General features: G+C 71.8%; 11 protein-coding genes. All 11 read right to left on the bottom strand.

Annotation, left to right across the window (positions count from 1 at the left end; translation table 11 throughout):
• Positions 1–25: 25 nt before the first annotated feature.
• Positions 26–3370 (bottom strand): right-handed parallel beta-helix repeat-containing protein, encoded by a 3345-nt coding sequence (locus ACZ7CH_RS37465; protein ID WP_470376097.1) that lies wholly within the window; start codon positions 3368–3370, stop codon positions 26–28.
• Positions 3370–5967 (bottom strand): hypothetical protein, encoded by a 2598-nt coding sequence (locus ACZ7CH_RS37460; protein ID WP_470376096.1) that lies wholly within the window; start codon positions 5965–5967, stop codon positions 3370–3372. The genes ACZ7CH_RS37465 and ACZ7CH_RS37460 overlap by 1 nt, the downstream gene beginning before the upstream one ends.
• Before the next feature lie 48 nt (positions 5968–6015).
• Positions 6016–7389, bottom strand: coding sequence for a type VII secretion protein EccB (gene eccB / locus ACZ7CH_RS37455; RefSeq protein ID WP_470376095.1), 1374 nt, complete (start codon positions 7387–7389; stop codon positions 6016–6018).
• A gap of 3 nt (positions 7390–7392) precedes the next feature.
• A complete protein-coding gene (gene eccD / locus ACZ7CH_RS37450; protein ID WP_470376094.1) occupies positions 7393–8796 on the bottom strand; it encodes a type VII secretion integral membrane protein EccD in 1404 nt (467 codons plus the stop codon).
• Positions 8793–12824 (bottom strand): type VII secretion protein EccCa, encoded by a 4032-nt coding sequence (gene eccCa, locus ACZ7CH_RS37445; protein WP_360388245.1) that lies wholly within the window; start codon positions 12822–12824, stop codon positions 8793–8795. Before eccCa ends, eccD begins: the two co-directional genes overlap by 4 nt.
• Positions 12821–16741 (bottom strand): WXG100 family type VII secretion target, encoded by a 3921-nt coding sequence (locus tag ACZ7CH_RS37440; protein ID WP_470376093.1) that lies wholly within the window; start codon positions 16739–16741, stop codon positions 12821–12823. Before ACZ7CH_RS37440 ends, eccCa begins: the two co-directional genes overlap by 4 nt.
• Positions 16742–16830: 89 nt before the next feature.
• Positions 16831–17433: a hypothetical protein gene (locus ACZ7CH_RS37435; protein ID WP_458433021.1), complete on the bottom strand. Its 603-nt coding sequence runs from the start codon at positions 17431–17433 to the stop codon at positions 16831–16833.
• 72 nt (positions 17434–17505) lie between these two features.
• The gene (locus ACZ7CH_RS37430; protein ID WP_143091682.1) at positions 17506–17808 is read right to left on the bottom strand and encodes a WXG100 family type VII secretion target; all 303 of its coding nucleotides are present in this window, start codon (positions 17806–17808) and stop codon (positions 17506–17508) included.
• Between the two features lie 45 nt (positions 17809–17853).
• Positions 17854–18174, bottom strand: coding sequence for a WXG100 family type VII secretion target (locus ACZ7CH_RS37425; RefSeq protein WP_360388235.1), 321 nt, complete (start codon positions 18172–18174; stop codon positions 17854–17856).
• 367 nt (positions 18175–18541) lie between these two features.
• The gene (locus ACZ7CH_RS37420; protein WP_360388232.1) at positions 18542–19192 is read right to left on the bottom strand and encodes an ESX secretion-associated protein EspG; all 651 of its coding nucleotides are present in this window, start codon (positions 19190–19192) and stop codon (positions 18542–18544) included.
• Positions 19193–19297: 105 nt separating this feature from the next.
• Positions 19298–21529, bottom strand: a complete 2232-nt coding sequence (locus ACZ7CH_RS37415) for an ATP-binding protein (RefSeq protein ID WP_470372038.1) — start codon at positions 21527–21529, stop codon at positions 19298–19300.
• Positions 21530–21540 lie beyond the last annotated feature (11 nt).

Here is a 21540-nt window from a genome sequence, read left to right as displayed (position 1 = left end):
TGGAACCGCTGGTCGCGTTGGCTGCTCAGCCCACGGAGGCCAGCCCCTCCTCCGCGGCGACCCGCGGCGTCCCGCTCCTCATGAGCAGTTCGAGATCGGCGGCGGTGAGGGTGCGGGAGGCCGCCGTGGTGGCGAGCCGCTGTGCGAGCCGGTGCACGTCCCTGGCCGTCCGGCCGCGGGTGTGCGGCAGGAGGTCGCGCAGTGCGGTCGTCACCTCCTCGGGCACCTCGTGCCCGCGGCGGGTCAGGTGGCGCACGACCAGTGCCGCCAGCTGGTCCACGTCGTAGTCCTCGAAGTCCCACCGCTGCGCGAAGCACCCGCTCAGCTCGGAGGAGAACTCCAGCAGACGGGCCAGCGCGAGGTCCTCACCGCTGAGCAGGACGACGGGTCCGGCCGGGTTGCGCCGGGTCACCTCGACCAAGGCTTCCAGCACCTCGATGCGGCGTTCCGCCGAGTCGGCGGCCCACTCGTCGTCCACGTCGAGCAGCAGGACACCGCCGCGCGCGTCGTCGAAGGCCGTGGCCATCAGGCTCATCGCCTGTCCGGGCCAGCGCGGGCACAGGTCCGTGCCGAGCGACAGCCGCGTCACGTGACCGGAGTCGACCAGCCGCAGCTCCGCCAGCGCCTGCGCGTAGTGCGCGGCCACCGCGCGCCGTCCCATGCCCTTGCTGCCCGACAGCACCACGTTCGCGTGCCGGCCGACGCCCTTGTTGCGCGCCTTGAGCCCGCACAGCTGCACCAGGGTGCGGCCCAGGGCTTCGCGGACGCCGGTGAGCCCGGACATCGCGACGACGCGTTGCCAGCCGAGCGTCGCCTCCACTGCGGCGACGGGGTTCGTGGCCGAGTCCGGTCCCGCGGTCCTGGGCGCCACCTCGCCGAGCGCGGTGACCTCGGCGGCGAGGTCCTGGCCGGTGAGCCGGTTCAGCTCGGTGTCCTTGTCCGGTGGGGCCAGCGCGAGCCGGGACGCCTGGTTGTTCACCATCGACTCGAACAGCTTGCGGGCCACGCGGCCGTTGCCGAACGTGTCGTTCTTGGGCACGCGCTCGAAGTAGTCGGTGAGCGCGTCGACCGCGTCGTCGGTCAGCTCGTAGTAGTGCTTGCGGCACAGGTTGGTGGTGATCGTGACGAGCTCGTCGACGCTGTAGTTGGGGAACTCGATGGTGCGGGAGAAGCGGGACGCCAGACCGGGGTTGGAGGCGAGGAACTGCTCCATCAGCTCGGAGTAGCCCGCCACGATCACCACGATCTCGTCGCGGTGGTCCTCCATCATCTTCATCAGCGTGTCGATGGCCTCCTGACCGAAGTCGGGGCCGCTGCCGCCCGACCCGCTCGACAGGGTGTAGGCCTCGTCGATGAACAGGACGCCGCCCATCGCCTTCGTGACGACCTCGGCCGTCTTGATGGCCGTCGCACCGATGTACTGGGCCACCAGGTCGGCCCTGGCGACCTCGATCATGTGTCCCTTGGCGAGGATGCCGAGCTCCGCGAGGACGGAGCCGTAGAGCCGTGCGACCGTCGTCTTGCCCGTGCCGGGAGGGCCGGCGAAGACCAGGTGGCGGCTCATGGGCGGCATCGGCAGGCCCATCTGCTGCCGCCGCTGGGACATCTTGATGAGGTTGATCAGACCGAGCACCTCGTGCTTCACGCCGTCCAGGCCGATCAGCGAGTCGAGCTCGGCCAGCGGGCCGTCCAGCTCGGCGCCCATCGCACCGCCGAGCGCGGACGACGCCGGGGACGCGGTGCCGGAGGGGTGTTCCGGCGCGGCCGGCCTGGGCGCGGGAGCCGCGGGCTGCGCGGGCCGCTGGGAGGCCTGCTCACCGGTGATGATCCCCGTGACGGACAGCCGTTCGTGCTCGACCGCGCGGCGCACCGGGCTGCCACCGCTGCCGGTGACGGTGCAGTCCGCGACGGTCACCGCCTCCTCGGTGTCCAGCAGGACGCCGTCGCCCGCGCTGTCGGTGATCTCGCACCCGCGCACCTCTCCCCGCGCGCCGCTGAGCAGGTGCACGCCGTGCCGCCGGGCGGACCTCACCCGGCACCGCACCGCCTGCAGGACGCTGCCCGCACCGGCGCTGAGGCCGTCTCCCGCCGCCGCGACCACCTCGCTGTCCTTCATGGACAGCGAGGCGTCGTTCGCGTGGACACCGCCGCCGCGGACCAGGGTGGAGGCGAACTCGCCCCGTGCTCCGCTCAGCACGGTGACCAGGTGCTCCGCGGACCCGGTGACGCGCACGTCCGTCACCTCGGCCTGCGCCGACTCCGCCAGCGAGATGCCCGCCGCGTCACCGACGTCGATCACGGCGTCGGCGAGCACCAGCCGGGACTGGCCCTTCACCAGGACGGCGGGACCGCTCGCCGGGGTGGTGCGGAAGCCCTTGAGCTCCACCGTGGACCCGGAGTCGACCAGCACGGCGCCGCGGTCGCTGCCCTCGACGGTGAGCTTGCCGAACACGGCCTTGGACGCCGTGTCGACGACCACCCCGACCGGGCTGGCGCCGACGCGGCAGTCGTCGAACCGGGGTGAGGCCCCGCCGGTGACGTAGACGGCGTTGCGGCCGGCCGAGGTGAAGTGGCAGCCCCGCAACCGGGGGGAGGCACCGCCCGCGATGTGCGCGGACTGCACGCCCGCGCCGGTGAACACGGAGTCGGTGACGGTGACGTCGCCGGTGCTGCGCACGTAGAGGTCGAGGCTCGCGCTCTGGCTGATCTTGACGCCCCGGACGTCCGCGTTCGCCTCCTGCTCCACGACGAGCGCGGGCTTGTCCGCCTCGACGATCTCGCAGTCCTCGACGACCAGCCGTGCGCGGCCGTTGGCGCAGATGCCGTTGCCACCGGCCTTGCGCACGGCGACCCGGCGCAGCACGAGGTTGCCGTCCTCGGTGACCACGACGCCGGACGAGGCGTTGCCGACCACCTCGGTGTCCTCGACCGTGCTGAGCACGCTCGACGTGACGACGATGCCCGCGCCACCGGTGCTGGTGATGGCGCACCCGCGCAGGACCAGGCTCCCCCGCCCCTGCACGAGCACCGCCCACGAGGACGCCGAGACCCGGCAGTCGTTCAGCGCGACCTCGCCGGCCCGGATGTCGACGGCCGGCACACCGGAGTCGGTGCACGTGACCACCAGGCCGGAGAACTGGGCCGCCGCGGCGGCCACGACCGCGACGCTGCCGGTCTGGGCGACGAGCTCCACCGTGCCGGCTCCGTCCTCGGCGGTGATGGTGACCATCCGCTCGATGACGAGGTTCTCCTCGTAACGGCCGGGCAGGACGCTGATGGTCGCGCCGTCGCGGGCTTCCCGCAGCGCGGCGCCGATCGTCGGGTAGGCGCCCGGCCGGTCGGTGGCGACCACCAGAAGTTGCCGGTTCATCAGCTCTCCTCGTGGGTCGTGGTCCTGGTGAGCCCCGGCCGCTGGACGAAGCGCGCCAGCGACGACTCGGGGACCCGTGCCTCCTGCGTGCCCGCCCCCCAGGTCTGCACGCACCGCCGCAACGAGTTGAGCGCCAGCTCGTCGAGCGCCTCGCGGTTGCGGTCGACCTTGCCCGTCGGGTCGATCTCGCCGGCGGCGAGCTCGCGCAGCAGCAACCGGCCGCGCGCACCGTCAGCGGGAGGGGTCAGCTCCAGCACCTTGAAACTCGTCCCCGGCACGAAGAGCACGCGGTCGGCGACGGCGTCGACGTCCGGTTCCAGCAGCTTCGTCCGCCGGGCCGTCATCGACCAGACGAGCACGTCGACGTCGTTCTGCTCGGACTGGCGCGCACAGGGCGCGCTCAACGCGTTGATGAAGCCCCACTCCGTGACGAGCTTGCGACCGCCGTAGAAGTCGAGCTCCTGCTCGGTCAGGGAGGTGGAGAACACCGCCGGTCCCCGGTGCGACGGCAGCCTGCTCAGCCCCGACACGACGCAGCGCGCGAACGGCACGTGCGGGCCGACCCCGCCCGAGCGCAGGGACTGGTCGAGGCCGTCACCGCTGGGCGACAGGTACAGCCGGATCGCGACGGCGTCGGTCAGCACCGCGCCGGACGACCGCTCGATCGCGCCCTGGAACCCCGGGTGCTCCGACAGCACGCGGTTCACGGAGTTGGCCACGGCCGCGTACTCCTGGCTGAGCGTGCGGCGCAGCCAGCCCCGTTCCTCCTCCAGCCCGCGCTGCGGAACGAGCGCCGCCGCGGCGGCCGCCGGGGTCGGTTGCACGACCGTCACCACCGGGCGTGCCGCGGCCTGCGGCGGTGCCGGTTCTTCTGCCGCAGGCGGTTCCTCGGCCGGGATCGCGGCAGGCGCGGTGACCGCGGGTTCGGTGACCGCGGGTTCGGCCGGACGCTCCGGTGGCGGAGCAGCAGCGGGTTCGGCGACGGTCAGATCGGGTGCCGAGGGCGGGAGCAGCGGTGGCGTGCTCGCCGGAGGCGCGGAGACCGGTCCGAAGTCCAGCACTGGCGCGGGAGGCGCCGGCGCTGGCGCCGACTCGGAGACCAGCGGCGACTGCGCCGGCAGCGGGTCCGCGACCAGCTGCCCGTTCTCCAGGCGGACCGTCGCCGTCTCGAACGACGGCTCCAGGGCGAACGGCGCGTCGGTCGGCGCCGTGGTGAACTCGCGCGGCAGGTGCGGTGCGGGGGCCGGCAGCGACGGGACAGCGGGCTCGGCCACCGGCAGCGGCAGCGGCGCGACCTCGGTGGTCGGGGTCAGCACCGGAGCGGCGACCGGCTCGGCCGGCTGCTGTTCCACGACGCCCCACGCCTTGCCGCCGACCTGGTTGCGCTGCCGCGCGACCGCCAGTGCGGGCACCAGCTCGCTCACCCGGCGCGTCTGCGAGTCGAGCCTGCCCAGCAGGTCCTGGGCCACGCGCCGCACCTCCGGTGCCACCGCGTCGACGCCCTCCTCGAACAGCACCAGGTGCCGCTCGCCGTCCGGTTCGGCCGTCCTGACCGCCGGAGCGTGGGCGACCTCCTGCTCCAGGCGCACCCAGAGCCCCGCGGGGACGACCTCCAGCAGCACGTCCTGGGTGTACCGGTAGACGGCCGGTTCGACCTCCTCGATGCCGAACAGCGGGTCCCGGTAGCTCAGCAGGGCCGGCAGCGGTGCGGCCTGCCCCTGCTGGGCGGGGAAGTAGGCCACCTCCAGCGCGAACGGCTGCCAGCCCGGCGTGCCGTCGGAGCGCAGGGTCACGATGCGGGGATCGGTGCGCGACCCGACCGGCAGACCGTTGTAGCAGGTGATCTGCTCGCCCAGCGCGTCGGCGACGTGCTGGCCGTACGGGCCGCTGTCGGGCAGCGTCATCGGGCCGAACCTGACCACGCGCAGCTTGGCCCGCAGGTCCTGGGGCAGCCAGCTCCAGAACCGGGTGATGTCGTAGAGCGTGATCGGAGGGGCGCCGGGGCAGCCCAGCACGATCGTGCAGACGTCGGGCTGGCACGGCATGGTCTCGATCAGCCGCTGCCGGTGCTGCATCAGCAGGCTCTCCGACCCGCGCGGACGCAGCCACACCCCGCCGGGCAACGGCTCGCTCACCGCGCTCGCGCTGGTCGGCATGACTTCGGCGAGCGCGGACACGGTCTCCCAGGTGGGCCTGGGGAAGCGCTTGCCGTCCCGCTTGGGGGGCTTGCCCGGCTGGAACCGCACCCACCCGGTGCCCCAGCCCGCGTCGACGAAGAGCGAGCCGCCGACGCCCGGCATCACCGTGCCGTCGGGTGCGATGACGGTGCGGCCGAGCCGCTCGGAGAACCACTGGCCCGCGAGCACCGTCGTCTCCCTGGTGCGGCCACCGATGACGAGCCGCACGCCACGTCGCTTGCGGGGCAACAGCTTCGCCGCGGACTCCCACGTCGTGAACGTGCTCGACGGTGGCAGGTCGACCACGACGAGCTCGTGGTCGGGGTCGGCGGCGAGGTTCAGCGCCATGTCGCGGACCTCGTCGCGCAGGACATCGCGCGGGTGCACCACGAGGGCGTTGCCGATCGTGTGACTGGTCATGTCCCGGTCACCACCGCGGTGATCCGGCCTCCTGGTCAGCAGGCTCACTCAGCCACGTCCTTTCCCACTCACGCCCACGGCGGCCCGGCTGAGGCCCGGACCGCTGGGAATCTGCGCCAGCACCCCGGCGGCGACCGGTACCGGTGCGACACCGCCGAACCCGAGTGCGCTGATGCTGTCGTCGTCGGCCAGCCGGTACTTCAGGCCGCGATCGGTGATGAGGTAGCGGTCGGGCTTCGCACCGGCACCCTTCGGGGCGGGCACCGACGCGGCGAGCACCCCGGTGCCGGGCTTCGCGCGCACCCCGACCCGTTCGTTCATGCCGAACCCCGCGTCCGCGCGGTCGACCGTGACGGCCTGGCTCACGACCTCCGCGCCGTCGGGTTGCTGGCGCAGGCAGAACGCGCGCTCCCCTGCGGGAACCGGCTTCGCGGCCAGCAGGTCGGGAACGCGCTTCACGAGCGAGTCGTCGTCCGAGTGCGGTGCGCTCGCCAGCGCCTCGGACCCGATCTCGACGGCGGCGCCGCCGTTCTTGGCCTGCAGCAGCACGGCCTCGGTGCGCGACACCGGGGCCAGGCCGTCCTCGCGCAGGACGGAGAAGTTCTCGACGCCGTTGCCGGCCACGTGCCGGAACACCGTGCCGACCGGCCGCGCGACACCCCCGACGTCCACGTTCTTCTTGCCCTGCTGGGGAATGACCGCCGGTCCCACTTCGGGGCCGTCCGGCAGCGCGGAGAGCCACACGGGCGGCGCGACGGGCGGCTTGCCCCCGCCGAGCCCGAGCGCCAGGGGGACGAGCGGGTCGGTGAGCCGCAGCTTCCGGTTGCCCCACACCACGTACTGCTGGCCCTCGGCGGACGCCACCCAGAGGTACTCGGTCCCGGCGACGGGAGCCGAGGGCACGTCGGGGTCGACGGTCATGCTCATCAGACCGGTGCCCTCCACCTCGACGCCGGCGCTGCGCGGCAGGCACAGCAGCCAGTGCCCGGCCACCAGCGAGGAGGCCGGGGGCACCGGGTCGGGCGCGTCGGGGATGCCGACCGGCTGGCCGCGTTCCAGAGCGGCGAGCGACGCCCGCGAGATGGACTCGACCTTGGCACCGGCACCCTTGAGGAGCATCGCGGACGCGTGGTTGAGCACGGGCACGAGCTGTCCCCGCTCGTAAACGAACCGCGCGCCGCTCTCCTTCTCCACGAGGATGGCGTTGGGCTTCTTCCACGCCATGTTGCCGCCGGGGTTGATCAGGCCGTACACCCAGAACGCCACGCCGATCAGCAGCGCCAGCACCACCCCGAACACCAGGCCCATGAGGGCGCGCCGCGCGGGTGCCTCGCTGTAGTTGGTGTCCCCCAGCAACAACGCCGAGCTCATCCGGCCGACGAGCGTCTGGTAGGCGTGGACGTGGTCCTTCTTGGTCTGCACCGCTCACCCCGCCAGTCCGCGGGCCCAGGCGAAGAGGCCCAGTGCGTGCAGGACGAACGGCACCAGCGCGAGGCAGAGCAGGTTCTCCACGACGTCGCTCAGGTGCGGCCAGATCGGCAGCACCCGGCGGTAGGACGGGCGCAGCGCCGCCAGCACGAGCAGCAGAGCGGCGGCGAACAGCATCAGCACGCCGAAGAGGCGTTCCAGGTCGCTCATCCCGGACAACATGTGCAGAGCGGGCAGCACCGCGCCCCAGGTGCCGGCCAGCGCGAGGGACGTGCGCTGGCCGACGTTCAGGAACTCGCGGGAGCGCAGCAGCACCAGTGCCGCGAAGAGCCCGCTCAGCGTGTAGTCGAGCCAGCCGGGGTCCGCCACGAGGTAGACGAACCCGACGGCGAGCACCGCGGACGCCCCCGTCGCGAGCACGCTCAGGTAGCGGTCGGCGGTCCCGGTCTGCTCGATCACCTGCGCCGCGGGCATGGGCTCGACGTCGATCTTCATCTCGTCGGCGTTGCGGGGCAGCTGCGGGCCGCGCAACCGGGCGACCCTCGTCGCGAGCTTCGGCGCGAACAGCAGCAGTGCGAAGAAGGCGCTCATCAACGACGCCGCGATCTGCAGGCGGGTCAGCTCCAGCCCGAGGTGCAGCCACACCGTCAGCACCATCGCGATGCCCGCGACCGCCGCGCACCCGAACGGGACGATCGGCAGCTTCGGTGCGAGCAGCCGTTGCACCACCAGCAACACCACCGACGTGGCCATGAGCACGACGCCGCAGATCAGCACCCCGTGCGGGTCCAGGGCGAGCGCCCCGTCCACGCCGGCGACACCGATCAGGCCGGCCAGTCCGGCGTACCCGCAGCCCGCCACCCCGACCAGCCCGGCGAGCACGCCGTCCCCGATCGTGCGCGCGACGAGCACGGAGGCCAGGCACAGCACCAGCGCCAGGACACCGGCCGTGATCGTCGCCGCGACCGCGCTCGCGTTCTCGAACAGCGAGACGGCGATGGCGAGGAGCACGAACCCGCTCAGGCTGAGGAACAGCTTCCGGTTCACCGCCTCGTTCCAGCGGTTGCCCTGCCGGTTCACCGCCGTGGCCATGCCCTCGGCCACGTCGTCGAAGTCCAGCTCCGGCAACGGGTCCTCGGCGCGGGAGAGGTGGAACTGCTCACCGTCGAGCCAGTCCAGCGTCTCCGGCGTGCCCTCCGGGTCGAACGGGGCGCCGCCGAGCCGTTGCAGCACCCACGAGCCGTACAGCTCACCCTCGTGACCCCGGTCGTGGTCGCGCACCACGTGCCGCACCAGCGTCGGCAGCAGCACCGCCACCGTCGTCGAGACCGGCACGGAGAGGTCGGCCTTGCCGCTGGGACCGTGCACGGTGATGCGACAGAGTTCGGAGGTCGTCGTCACATGCCCTCGTTCCGCGCGAACGCGCCGACACCGGCCGGCTCGTCCTGCGACTTGTCGACCGGCACGAGACCGGTCTGGATCAACTTGACGCCGCGTCGCGTCACCAGCTGGGCGCGGCCCTGCGGGAGGGTGCGCGGAGCGGCCTCGCCGAGGAACTTCCCCTCCTCCTTGGGGTAGGAGAAGAGCAGCGCGGGCGAACCGAGCTCCCACAGCCGGCGCATGACCGGGTCCATCATGCCGCGCAGGGCGTTCGCGCTGCTGCGCGCGACGATCAGGTGGAACCCGATGTGGACGCCCTGCGCCAGCAACGGCAGCAGCGTGTCGAGCGGGGTGCCCATGCCGGTGCCCGAGGTCATCAGCTCGTAGTCGTCGACGACCACGAACAGCTGCGGTCCCTCCCACCAGTCGCGCCGGCGCAGCTGCTCGGACGAGATGTCCGGGCCCGGTACCCGCTTGTGCAGCGACACGGCGGCCTTGGTCGCGAGCTCGGTCAGCGCGTCCGAGCTGACCACGTGGCCGATCCTGTACTCGTCCGGCACCATGTCGTCGAGGTCGCGGCGCGAGTCCGCGACGAGGATCTTGGCCTCACCCGGCGGGAAGCCCTCGACGATCGACCGGATCACCAGCCGCAGCGCGTTGGTCTTGCCGGTCTCCGCGTCGCCCATCACGAACAGGTGCGGGATGGCGTTGAAGTCGTGCCACACCGGGTTCAGGCGCTGTTCGTCGAGGCCCAGGCACACCTTCAGGCCGCCGTTCTGCGGCTTCGGCAGGTCGACGATCGGCAGCCGGGTCGGCAGCAGCCGCACACCGGGCGCGCTGCGGCCCGGCCAGAAGGTGCGGACCTCCTCCACGAACGACTTGGTGGCGCTCGCCAGGTCCTCGGTCGCCGAGGACCCGTCCAGCCGCGGCAGGGCGGCGAGGAAGTGGAAACCGGAGCTGGTCAGACCGCGACCGGGCTGGTTCGGCACGGTGGCGGCCTTGCGGCTCTGCACCTCCGACTCCATCGAGTCGCCGAGGCGCAGCTCGAACCGCGTGCCCAGCACGTCGCGCAGCCACGGCCGGATCTCCGACCAGCGCGTCGAGGACACCACCAGGTGGACTCCGAAGGAGAGGCCACGGGCGGCGATCTCGGTCAGCTTCGTCTCCAGGTCGCCGAAGTCCTGGCGCAGGGTGAACCAGCCGTCGATGATCAGGAACACCTCGCCGTGCGCGTCCTCGACCCGTCCGGCTCGCCGTGCGGCGCGGTAGTCGGCCATCGACTCGAAGCCGTGCTCGGCGAACGCCGCCTCGCGCAGCTCCATGACCTGCACGACCTCTTCGAGGGTGCGCACCACGCGGTCGCGTTCCATGCGGGTGGCGACCGAACCGACGTGCGGGAGACCGCTGATCGACATGATGCCGCCGCCACCGAAGTCGAGCCCGTAGAACTGGACCTCCTCGGGGGTGTGGGTCAGCGCCAGGCCGAGGACCAGCGTGCGCAGCAACGCGGACTTGCCGCTCATGGGAGCGCCGACGACACCGACGTGGCCGTCAGCTCCGGACAGGTCGGCCACCAGCAGCTCGCGCAGCTGCTCGTAGGGCAGGTCGACGACGCCGACGGGCACCCGCAGGCGCCCTCGGGTGCCGGGGTCGTCCACGCACATGCCGAGCTCGGGGTGCGGCACCACGCTGGGCAGCAGTGCGTCGAGGCTCGGCGACGCGGACAGCGGCGGCAGCCACACCTGGCGGGCGGCGGGTCCCGCACCGGCGAGCCTGCCGATCAGCACCTCCACCACGCTCGGGGCGTCCTCCGCGGGCGTCTCCGCCTTCTCCTGCTTGGCCTCCGGTTCCGCGGGCTCGCTCTGCCGCAGCTCGTGCACGCGCGGGCTGGGCTGGGTGTAGAACGGCACGATCTCGCCCGCCGCGCGGTCCTCACCGCTGATCGCACCCTGCTCGGGCGCGCTCGTGAGGCAGGGACCGGACACGTACGCGCCCTTGAAGCGCGTCAACGTCGTCGTGTCGAACTTGAGGTACCCGTTGCCCGGCCCGGGAGGCAGCTCGTAGGCGTCGGCGACACCGATGACGCTGCGCGACTCCATGGAGGAGAAGGTGCGCAGCGCGATGCGGTAGGACAGGTGGCCCTCGACGCGGTGGATCCGCCCCTCGTCGAGGCGTTGCGAGGCGAGCAGCAGGTGCACGCCGAGGCTGCGGCCCAACCGTCCGATCGAGACGAACAGGTCCATGAACTCCGGCTTGGCGCTCAGCAGCTCGGAGAACTCGTCGACGATCACGAGCAGCGTCGGCAGCGGCGGCAGCTGGCCACCGGTCATGCGGGCCTTCTCGTACTCGAACAGCGACGAGTACCCGCTCTCGCGCAGGATCTCCTGGCGCCGCGTCATCTCACCGTTGATCGAGTCCTGCATGCGGTCGACCAGCGGGAGCTCGTCGGCGAGGTTGGTGATCACCGCGGAGGTGTGCGGCAGCTTCTCCATGTTGAGGAACGTCGCGCCGCCCTTGAAGTCCACCAGGACGAAGTTCAGGGTCTCCGACGAGTGCGTGGCCGCGAGCCCGCACACCAGGGTGCGCAGCAGCTCGCTCTTGCCGGAACCGGTGGCGCCGATCAGCATGCCGTGCGGTCCCATGCCGCCCTGCGCCGACTCCTTGAGGTCGATCTCCACGACCTCGCCGTCCTCGGTGACGCCGATCGGCACCTGGAGGCGGGCGCGCTGCGGCGTCTTCTGCCGCCACATCGCGTTGACGTCGAACGTGTGCAGGTCGCGGATGCCCAGCAGCGAGGGCAGCTCGAAGTCCGTCTCGAAAGGACGGTCCACGACGTCGACCGTGCCGCTGGTGCGCTTCGGCGCGATCAGCCGGGCGAGGGCGTCGGCCTGCACCACGCCGAACGAGTCGTGCCGTGCGGTGCCGGTCTCGTCGCCCACCGGGTAGGTGACCTCGCCGTCGCGGCAGGTGAGCCGCAGCACCTTCGCGCCACCGGGCAGCGCGCCGGTGGCGTCGAGCAGCACCGTGTTGCGCAGGCCGGGGCCGAGCAGCGGGGAGTGCTCGGGGATCGACGCCAGGTGCGCGACGACCACCACGAACGGTTCCACCACACCGGGCAGGACGGACTTGTCGTGGTCGCCGCGGTCCGTGACGTCCTTGCCGAGCAGGTCGACCAGCTCGTCGTGGTCGCAGGTGAGCATCCGCAACGGGCCGGCTGCGTCGCGGGCGGTGGGGTGCGCGAGGTGCGGCAGCCACTTGACCCAGTCCCAGTCCGCCTGGTTCGAGGGCGCGGTCAGCACGGCGATCCGCAGCTCGTCCGGCGCGTGGAAGGTGACCAGCTGACCGATCATCGCGCGCACCAGGCCGACGACGGCGTCCGGTTCGCCGGCGAGCTCGATGCTCGTGAAGCTGCGCAGCCCCACCGAGATCGGAATGCCGGTGACGGTCCGGTAGGTCTCGCTGAAGCGCCGCAGCGAGATCGCCGACAGCGGTTCGAGGTCCTCGATCGGCTTGGTCGACGGCGGCAGGAACTCCATGGCCGCCTGCTGGGTGCCGAGCCCGATCCGCACGCGGGCGAAGTCGTCGTGGCTGCCCCGCCGTTCCCACAGCCGCGGCCCGGTGGCGACCGACCACAGCCACGACGGGTCGGGGTTGTCCCACGCGACGGCCGCACGCTGCTCGTTGCTCGTCTCCCTGGCCCGCCGCCGCAGCTGCCCGATGTAGCGCAGGTAGTCGCGGCGTTCCGCGTCGAGCTTGCGCTTGCGCTCCCCCGCGTTGCGGAAGAGCTGGTTGATCGCCATCGCGACCATGCCGATCGACATCGCGCCGGCCATGATGAAGATGAACGGCGACCCGCCGCTCGATCCCATGGAGGAGAAGATCAGGATCATGGCGATCGGCCCGAGCGCCATGGGCAGGAACATCAGCACCGAGCTGAAGTCCCGCACGGCGGGTTCGGGCATCACCGGTGGTTCCTGCAGCTCCTCCTGACCCTCCGGCATCGGGGGCCCTTCGGCACGCGGCCCCCGCTTCGCCGTGACGGTGCTCATTCGATCACCCCCGGCGCCGCCTTCTTCCTGCCGCTGTCCGCCCACACCCCGGTGTCCTGCTTGAGCAGGTCAGCCGACGTGCGCTCGTCCTCCCCGTCCTGCTCGTCGTCGGTGTCGTCCACCGGCTCCTCGTCCTCGGGGGCGTCGAGACCGGCGCACCCCAGGCCCGACACGTTCGGGTCGAACCGGGGCAGGTAGGACGACATCTCGATCGGCCGCGCAGCCGTCTCCTCCTGCACCCGCACAACCCCCTCGCGTCCCGCGCTGTGCCCCCACGCCGTCGAGTCGCGCAACGTGTAGTCGGGCTTCTCCGGCGCGCTCTCCTCCCGCAGTGCGGCGGCGGTGGGCAGCCAGGGCAACCCACCCGACGCACCGGCGTCCCACGCGCTGAAGTCCTCTTCCCCGCCGGCGTGGACGAGCGCCACGCGGTCGTCGTCGAACGGGGCGATCAGCGGCTCGGTCAGTGGTGCTCCGGCCGGGGTGTCGGTGATGGGCAACGGCACGCCCACGAGGGCGTCTTCGCGGCGCCTCTCCCCCGGGCCTGCCGGGGCCGCCGGGGCCGCCGGGGCCGCCTGGGCCGCCGGGGTTGCCGGAGCCACCGGGACCGGCGGGATCGCCGGGATGATCGGCAGCACCGGTACCTGAGGCGCCGGGGGCTGGGGCGCCGCCGCCTGGGACGCAGACGGCTGGAGTGCCGGGGGCTCGGGCGCGGAGGGCTGCGCCACCGGGTGCTCGGAGGCAGGGGCTTGGGGCACCTGGGCCTCGGACGCCGGAACGTGAGCCGCCGGAACGTCGAGCGCCGGAACCTGCGGCACCACGCTCCCGGCCGCCGGAGCCTGTGGCACCAGGGACTCGGCCGCCGGAACGTGTGCCGCAGGAACCTCGGGCGCCGGAGCCTGTGGCACCAGGACCTCCGACCCCGGACCGTGGGCCGCGGGGACGTCGAGCGCCGGAACCTGCGGCACCGACCCGTCCTGCGTCCACGGCTCCGGCCGCCCACGCGGCGCCTCCGCACCACCCGGATCACCGGTGGGCACCGCGGACGCGTGCTCCCACGGAGCCGTCTCACCGTCCACGAGACCGGACGCGTCCGAGCGTTCGGCCGCGCCGGCACCACCCGCCGCGCCACCCTGTCCGGGCGCCATCGGCATGGGCGGCATCATCGGCGAGCCGGCACCAGGCTGAGCAGCGCCCTGCGGTGCCGCACTCCACTGCTCCGGCGTGCTCTTCTCCTGGCCGGGCGTGTTCGGCTCACCGACACCGGGCGGCTCGACGCCCTCCCACGGCTTGGCCTCCCCGCCGATGAGCCCGGCGGCGTCCGGACGCTCCCCAGCACCCGAACCACCACCGGTACCCGCACCAGGCGCACCCGGCGGCATCATCGGCATACCGCCACCGGGCATGCCGGCACCGGGCATCGCAGAGCCGTTGTGCTGGGACGAAGCCCATTCCTCCGGCTTACCCCCCACCTGACCGATGGCCTGCGGCTCACCGACACCGGGCAGCTCGACGCCCTCCCACGGCTTGACCTCGCCACCGATCAGCCCCGAGGCGTCCGGACGCTCCCCAGCACCCGAACCACCGCCAGTGCCCGCACCGGGCGCACCCGGCGGCATCATCGGCATACCGCCACCGGGCATGCCGGCACCGGGCATCGCAGAGCCGTTGTGCTGGGACGAAGCCCACTCCTCCGGCTTACCCCCCACCTGACCGATCGCCTGCGGCTCACCCAGACCAGGAGCGTCGACGCCCTCCCACGGCTTGACCTCGCCACCGATCAGCCCCGAGGCGTCCGGACGCTCCCCAGCACCCGAACCACCACCGGTACCCGCACCAGGCGCACCCGGCGGCATCATCGGCATACCGCCACCGGGCATGCCGGCACCGGGCATGCCGCCGGGCAGCAAAGGAGTGTTGTGCTGGGACGAAGCCCACTCCTCCGGAGTCGACGGCAGCTCGGGGACGCCGCCGTGCGGGTCGCCCAGGCCGGGGGCCTTGGAGCCCTCCCACGGCTTGACCTCGCCACCGATCAGCCCCGAGGCGTCCGGACGCTCCCCAGCACCCGAACCACCACCGGTACCCGCACCAGGCGCACCGGGCGGCATCATCGGCATACCGCCGCCGCCGAGGGCGTTGCGGTCGTCGTTCGACGCGCCCGAACCCTTGCCCGCGGTCCAGTCCTGGGGGCTCGGCACCTCGCCCGGCTTGAACTCACCGGGCTTGAAGTCACCCGGTTTGAACTCGCCCGGCTTGAAGTCAGCCGGAGGCGCACCTTGGCCAGCACCGGGCGACACCTTGCCGCCGGGGAACTCGCTCGGCTTGAAGTCACCGGGCTTGAACTCTCCCGGCTTGAAGTCACCGGGCTTGAACTCACCGGGCTTGAGCTCACCCGGCTTGAGCTCGCCGGGCTTGAAGTCACCAGGAGGCGTGACCTTGCCACCGGGCGGCGTCTTCCCACCGGGGAACTCGCCCGGCTTGAAGTCACCCGGCTTGAACTCACCGGGCTTGGGCACGTTGGGAACAGGCGTGTTCCCGCCACGACCGGACGCCGGCGGCTTGGAGCCCACGAACGAGCCGACGGGCGGCGGAACCGCTCCCTGACCACCGGGGAGGCCACCGCCACCGGGACCGTTGCCGGGGGTGAACTCACCCGGCTTGAAGTCGGGCGGCGGCACGTTCCCACCGGCGGACTTGCCGCCGGGAAGCTGGGAAGCGTTGAAATCGCCCGGTTTGAACGAGTTCGGCGAAGGCACGCCTCCACCGCCGGGGAGGCCGCCTTGGCCTGGGCCCGCTCCAGGGGTGAACTCGCCGGGCTTGGGGATCTCCGCGCCGGAGCCACCGAGTCCGGAACCGGGACCGCCGAGGCTGCCGGGGTCGAACTTGCCCGGCGGTGGCGTGGCGGAGAAGTCCCCGGGACCACCGGCACCGCCGAAGGCGTTCCCACCGGGCATGTCCGACGGCTTGAAGCCGGGAATCTCCGGGGACTTGACCTCGGGGATCTCCGGCGTCTTGATCTCGGGGACTTCCGGGACCTTGCCCTTGGGCGGCGGCGGGATCTCGGACTTGGGCGGCGGCGGGACCTCGATCTTGGGCGGCGGCGGGACCTTGGACGGTGGCGGAACCTTGATGTCCGGCGGCTTGAAGCCGGGGATCTTGATCTCCGGAACCTTGATCTTGGGAGGCTTCGAGTCGGGCCCACCGCCCAACGGGTCCGGCTTCGGGATGGTGGTCAGCGTGGTGTCGTAGGCCTGCTTCTCGTACTCCGCCGCCAGGGTCTTCAGCACCTGCCGCATGTCGCGGTCGAGCAGCTTGACGATCTCGGGGAACTTGCTGATGTGGACGAGGTTTCCCTTGTCGCTCTCGATGATGACGTCCTCGCCCTTGATCGCGGCGATGCGCTGCGCTTCACGGGCGTAGAACTGGTCGATGTCGTGGACCGTCTTGATGGCCCACGCGAGGTAGTTGCCCGCCGCCCACAGCTGTTCGGGCACCGGGGCGAGCCGGGCCGCGCCGCCGTCGATCTGCATGGCGTGGGCGGTGAACGACTTGGAGAACTCCTCCATCAACCCCATGAAGGCCTTGGACGCCTCGCCCTGCCACGGGCCGCCCTCGCCACCCAGCGCCTTGGCCTGCTCGGCGATGCTCCTGCCCGTGGAGGCGAGGATCTCCTTGACCATGCGGAAGCTCAGCGCGGCGTCCCACAGCGTCTGCGGGTCCGAGGCGGCGCTCGCCCCCAGCTCGGAGCGCTCCTCGGCACCGATCGCGGCCGACCCGGTGATGCGGGCCATGATCTCTTTCCAGCCCCACGAGTCGTAGTCCGATGTGGACGAACCCGACCCGTCGCCGGTCGCCACCACGGCACCGTTGTCCTTGACTTCGACTTCCTGGCCGCCGGGCTTGGGCGGATCTTCAGCCATGGTGGTGCCTTCGTGTTGCGCGGGTGCACTGCCCGCAGGGCCGACAGGGGTGGACGCGACGCCGGGGAGGCCGTTGCTCGGACGACGCCCTAGGAGGCGGGGGTGGCTCCGGAGATCGCCTTGCTGACCTCGGCCCTCGCACCCGCGATGTGCTCGTTGAGGTCCTTGCCGGTGGCGGCGTTGAGCTCCTCGGCGGTGTCGTAGGCGCGCGCGAGCTTCTCGAGCTCGTCGGCGACCGTCGTGATCGCGTCGATGCTCCTGCGGAGGAACTCGCGGGTCGTGGGCTGGATCGCCGTGCCCTCACCGCCGCTGACGACCTTCACCTGCAGCTGGTGCGCGTCGTAGAAGATGCCGGGAGCGACCTTGACCTTCTCGATCTGCTCCAGCGCGGTCTTGAGGGTCGGGATCAGCGAGCGGATGTTGGTGGCGAACGTCTTCAGCGCCTCGGTGCTGACGCGGATGCCGCGGCCGGAGTGGTCCTTGTTGCGCGGCACCTTGGGCGGCGGGTACTTGTTCGCGAAGTGCTCCCCCTCGGGACCGCCCCAGTCGCCGAGACCGTCCCTGGGCCCCTCGGCGTCGTACTCCTCGGGGTTCTTCTTGGCCTCCTCGTACGACTCCTTCTTCTCGATGCGGTCCGCGATCGTCTTCTTCTCGTCTTCGGTCAGCTGCCGCGTGGTACCCGGCATGGTCACAGCCCTTTCTCTTCGATCGGTGTCACAGCGGAACGGGGGCGTCGCCGGGACGTCCGGCGACGCCCCGGGGACTTACTTCACGCTGTAGCCGCCCCAGGCGTTCATGCCGGTGTGCTCGATCTTGAGGTAGCCGCCGGTGATGTTGTTGAGGGCGACCTCGGCCGAGTTCAGGCTGTGCGGCATGCGCGCGGCGGCGGCGTCCCACTGGGACTTCGCGACCATGTACTGGTCCTTGGCGCCGTCCTGCCAGTCCCCCAGGCTCTGGAGGATCTGCTGGTGCATGCTCTCCAGCTCGGTCTGCAGGCGCTTGGTGACCGCGGCCATCTGGTCGCGGACCGAGTCCGCCATGCCGCGGTCAAAGGTGTAAGTGGGCAAAGCACTGTCCTTTCGATGGCTGAGCGGGGTGGGGTGTGGCGGCGATCAGAGGCCGGCCAGGCCCGGACCCACGGGGATGCTCGACGCGGTCTCGGTGTTGGAGCTCTCACCGGCGGTGATGACCTGCCGGTTGCCGTTCATGACCTCGATCATCTCGCCGAGCTTGTTCACGATGAACGTGCAGTCGTCCATCCAGGCCCGCATCGAGGTGTCGAAGGCCGCGGACGCGTCACCGGTCCAGGTCGACTTCAGCGTTCCGAGCGCGTCGCCGACGGTCTGGACACCGCTCTTGGCCACGTTCTGCGTGTTGCCGAGGTGGCCTGCCGCCGCCTGCATTCCCGGGGTAGTAGTTGACACTCCGGCCATTGGCTGTCTCCCTATGTGAACGAGCTAGTGGTCGCTGACAAACGAAGCTTGCTCAAGCAGCGCCCCGCCGCAGAAGAGCTTGCTCCGACTCGCCGGACCGATCAGCACTCTGCGGACGTTCTTTCCCTTCCACACACCTTTGGTGGCGCGTTCGCCCTCGCCTCCGGTGAACCGCAGGTGACAGGCTTGTCCGGATTCGGACAGAAGCGTTTGCGGTCAACCGACCGAGGCCACCGGACGCGCGACATCGCCATTCGCCGAAGATCGCCATTGCGAATGCGCGAAAGCAATGAGAACAACGAAAGATCACGCACGGCCGAAGAACGCCGAATCCGGCGCTCTTCTCACCGGACGCCCAGGACAGCGCCTAGGACGTCACCGGTGCGGGTTCGTCGACGTCGCACGACGCGAGCAGCTCACCGACCCTGCGCGTGACGTGGTCGTGCGCCATCAGCTCGGCCTCGCTCGACCCGGTCTCCGTCACGAGGTAGTGCTCGCCGTCCGTGCCGCACCACGTGAGAGCGGGGAGGGCGGAGGACCGGCCAGCCCCGGAGAACCCGATCCGGCCGGTCGCGGGAGGTCCGTCCGCGGCACCCGACCGAGCAGCGGACCAGCGGCCCTCCGACAACAGGTCGGTGATCGCCACGGCCAGCTCGTCGGGTCTGATCGAGGACAGCCACAGCTCGCCGCCGGCGAGCACGGCGAGGACGGCGTCGTCCGCACCGCGGGCGGCGAGCGCCTGCAGCGGATATCCCACGAAGGCGACCAGGTCGACGGCCTCGCGGTAGTTCCCGAGCAGGTGCAGCATCCGGGTGAGGCGGGCGTCCGCGCGGCGTCCGCGGTCGGCCAGACCCCGGTTGACCAGCTCTCGGTAGACCTCTTCGACCAGCACGGCGCCGCATTGGGACCGTCCCCCGGTCTTCGGCACCATCAGGGGGTACGGCATCGGGCCGGGGCAGACGTCCGCCCACAGCACCTCGAAGTCGTACGTCGACAGCGGGAACTGCGGCATGCGCATCCCCCGAGTCAACACCGCGGCGGGCCGCCGTGCAGCCCGCCGCCCGTGTTTGAGCCCGTTCGATCGCCCGGTCCTTCCCACTCGGTCAGAAAACGGGCGATGAGGTCACGAAATCCGGGCCAGCTCGATCTCCACGTTGGCGCAGCGGGTCGGCATCGCCATCTCGTCGAAGACGGTCCACGCGTACTCGAGCAGCTCGCGCGCCTCGTCGAGCGCACCCGCGTCGATGCAGCACCGGCCCTCCCACAGCGCCGCGTCGGCCGCGAGCCCCGTGGCCCCCACCTCCTGCTGCATGACGCGGGACCGCGCGAACAGCGGCACGGCCTGGTCGCACCGGCCCATCGCGTGCAGGCAGCGGGCCATCCCCTCGACGAGAATGGCCGTCAGGCGGTTGCGGGACTTCGTCTCCTCGCCCGCCTGGCCGCGGCGCACCGCTTCCTCGTGCAGCGCCTCCATGAGAGCAAGCGCCTGCTCGTGCTGTCCGTCGAGCAACAGCAGCGCACCGAACCGGTATCGGACCGGCAGCTGCACGGCCCAGAAGTCGTAGGAGGCGGCGAGCTCCACGGACTCCCGTGCGTGCTCCATCGCCGTGGCGCGGTCGACCTGGGAGTACTCGAAGTAGGAGGCGTAGGCCAGCGCCCACATCCGTTCCAGCCGGTCGCCGGCCACCTCGGCGCGGCCCAGGGCGAGCAGGTGCTGTTCCAGCGCGGCCTTGGTGTCGGCCACCATGGAATGCGCCCACCCCAGGAAGTTGAGCTGCTGCGCCTCGGCGGTCACGTCGCCCAGCGCCCGTGCCGCCTCGACACCGGCGCCGAAGACCTCGACCCACTCGACCACCTGCCAGCGGTCGTCGGAGTACCAGTGCATCGCCTGCGCGAGCGTCAGCACCTCGCTGTGCCAGCCCGTGCGCACCGCTTGCCGGAACGCGGCCAGCCAGCTCGACCGCTCCTGCTCCAGCCACGACCGCGCCTCGTCCAGCGTGTCGAAGACCTCGTTCGCGGGTTCCTCCGGCGAGAACCTCCTCCCCGCCGCGATCGCCATGTCCAGCAGGTGCTCCACCACCGCTTCGGTCGTCAGCGCGCGGTCGGCCTCGTCGTGCTCGGCCTCCCAGCGCTCACGCGCGAACAGCCGCAGGAGGTCGTGGAAGCGGAACCGGCCCTCCGCCGGACCGGCCAGCACCATGCTCGCGTCCACCAGCTCGTCGAGCTGGCCGAAGGCCTCCGACTCCGTCAGGCTTCCGACGACCTGGGTCAGCTCCACGCCGAAGTCCGCGCCCGGCACCGCCGCCAGCCGCCGGAACAACATCCGGCCCTCCGGTGACAATCCCCGGTAGGACACCTCGAACGCCGACCGCACCTGCAGGTCCCCCGCGGACAACGACGACAGCCTCGTCCGCTCGTCCCGCAACTGGCCCACGAGGTACCTCAACGTCCAGTGCGGCCTGCTCGCCAGCCGGTTCGCCGCGATCCGCAACGCCAGCGGCAGGTTCCCGCACAGCTCGATCAGCTCACCAGCCACACCGGGCTCGGCCCGCACCCGGTCCGCCCCGACGACGGCCTCCAGCAACGCCTCCGCGTCCCCGTCGTCGAACGGTTCCAGGTGCAACCACCGGACACCCTCGAGGCCCGCCAGCGTCCGGCGGCACGTGACGAGCGTCCGGCAGCCCGGAGCCGCCGCGAGGAACGGCCGGACCTGCGCCTCCGAGGCGGCGTTGTCCAGCAGCACCAGCACCTTCCGCTTCTCCAGCAGCGCCCGGTACCGGCTCGACTGCTCGTCCACCACCGCGGGGACCTCCCCCGGTCCCACGCCCAGCGCCTGCAGCAGCCGGTCGAACACGACCTCCGCGGGCAACGGCAGCTCGTCCATCCCGCGCAGGTCGACGGCCAGGCACCCGTCCGGGAAGTCCTCGCGCCTGAGGTGCGCCGCGTACGCCGCCAGGACGGTCTTGCCCACGCCGGGCTGCCCCACGATCGCCACCGTCGGGTTCGCCTGCAACAGCCGTTGCAGCTCCGCGAGGTCCGCTACCCGCCCGACCGGGTGAGAGGGCAGCGGCGGCATCTCGGCCGAGCCTGCGGCCGACACCGCGGGCCGCCGCCTGCGTCCCTGTTCCGCGACCCGCAGGAACTCCTCGCGTTCCTCCGCGCCCAGCTCGAAGGCGTCCGCCAGCACCTCGGCCGACCGGCGCTGCGCCGCACGGGCCCGGCCCTGCTCCAGCTCCCGCAACGCCCGCACGCTGATGCCCGACCGCTCCGCCAGGCCCGCCTGGCTCAGCCCAGCGGCACGCCGGTACCCCAGCAACAGCTCACCGAAAGTCGTCTGGCCATCCGAGTCGCGCACGAGGCAAACGT

This window comes from Lentzea sp. NPDC037011 (assembly GCF_055607425.1).
This window is presented reverse-complemented; position numbering and strand designations above follow the sequence as displayed.

What these genes read in the sequence shown, in the direction of transcription:
- ACZ7CH_RS37465 (WP_470376097.1), bottom strand. Translation starts at nt 3,370, where the DNA reads ATGAACCGGCAACTTCTGGTGGTCGCCACCGACCGGCCGGGCGCCTAC.
- ACZ7CH_RS37460 (WP_470376096.1), bottom strand. Translation starts at nt 5,967, where the DNA reads ATGACCAGTCACACGATCGGCAACGCCCTCGTGGTGCACCCGCGCGAT.
- eccCa (WP_360388245.1), bottom strand. Translation starts at nt 12,824, where the DNA reads ATGAGCACCGTCACGGCGAAGCGGGGGCCGCGTGCCGAAGGGCCCCCG.
- ACZ7CH_RS37440 (WP_470376093.1), bottom strand. Translation starts at nt 16,741, where the DNA reads ATGGCTGAAGATCCGCCCAAGCCCGGCGGCCAGGAAGTCGAAGTCAAG.
- ACZ7CH_RS37425 (WP_360388235.1), bottom strand. Translation starts at nt 18,174, where the DNA reads ATGGCCGGAGTGTCAACTACTACCCCGGGAATGCAGGCGGCGGCAGGC.
- ACZ7CH_RS37420 (WP_360388232.1), bottom strand. Translation starts at nt 19,192, where the DNA reads ATGCGCATGCCGCAGTTCCCGCTGTCGACGTACGACTTCGAGGTGCTG.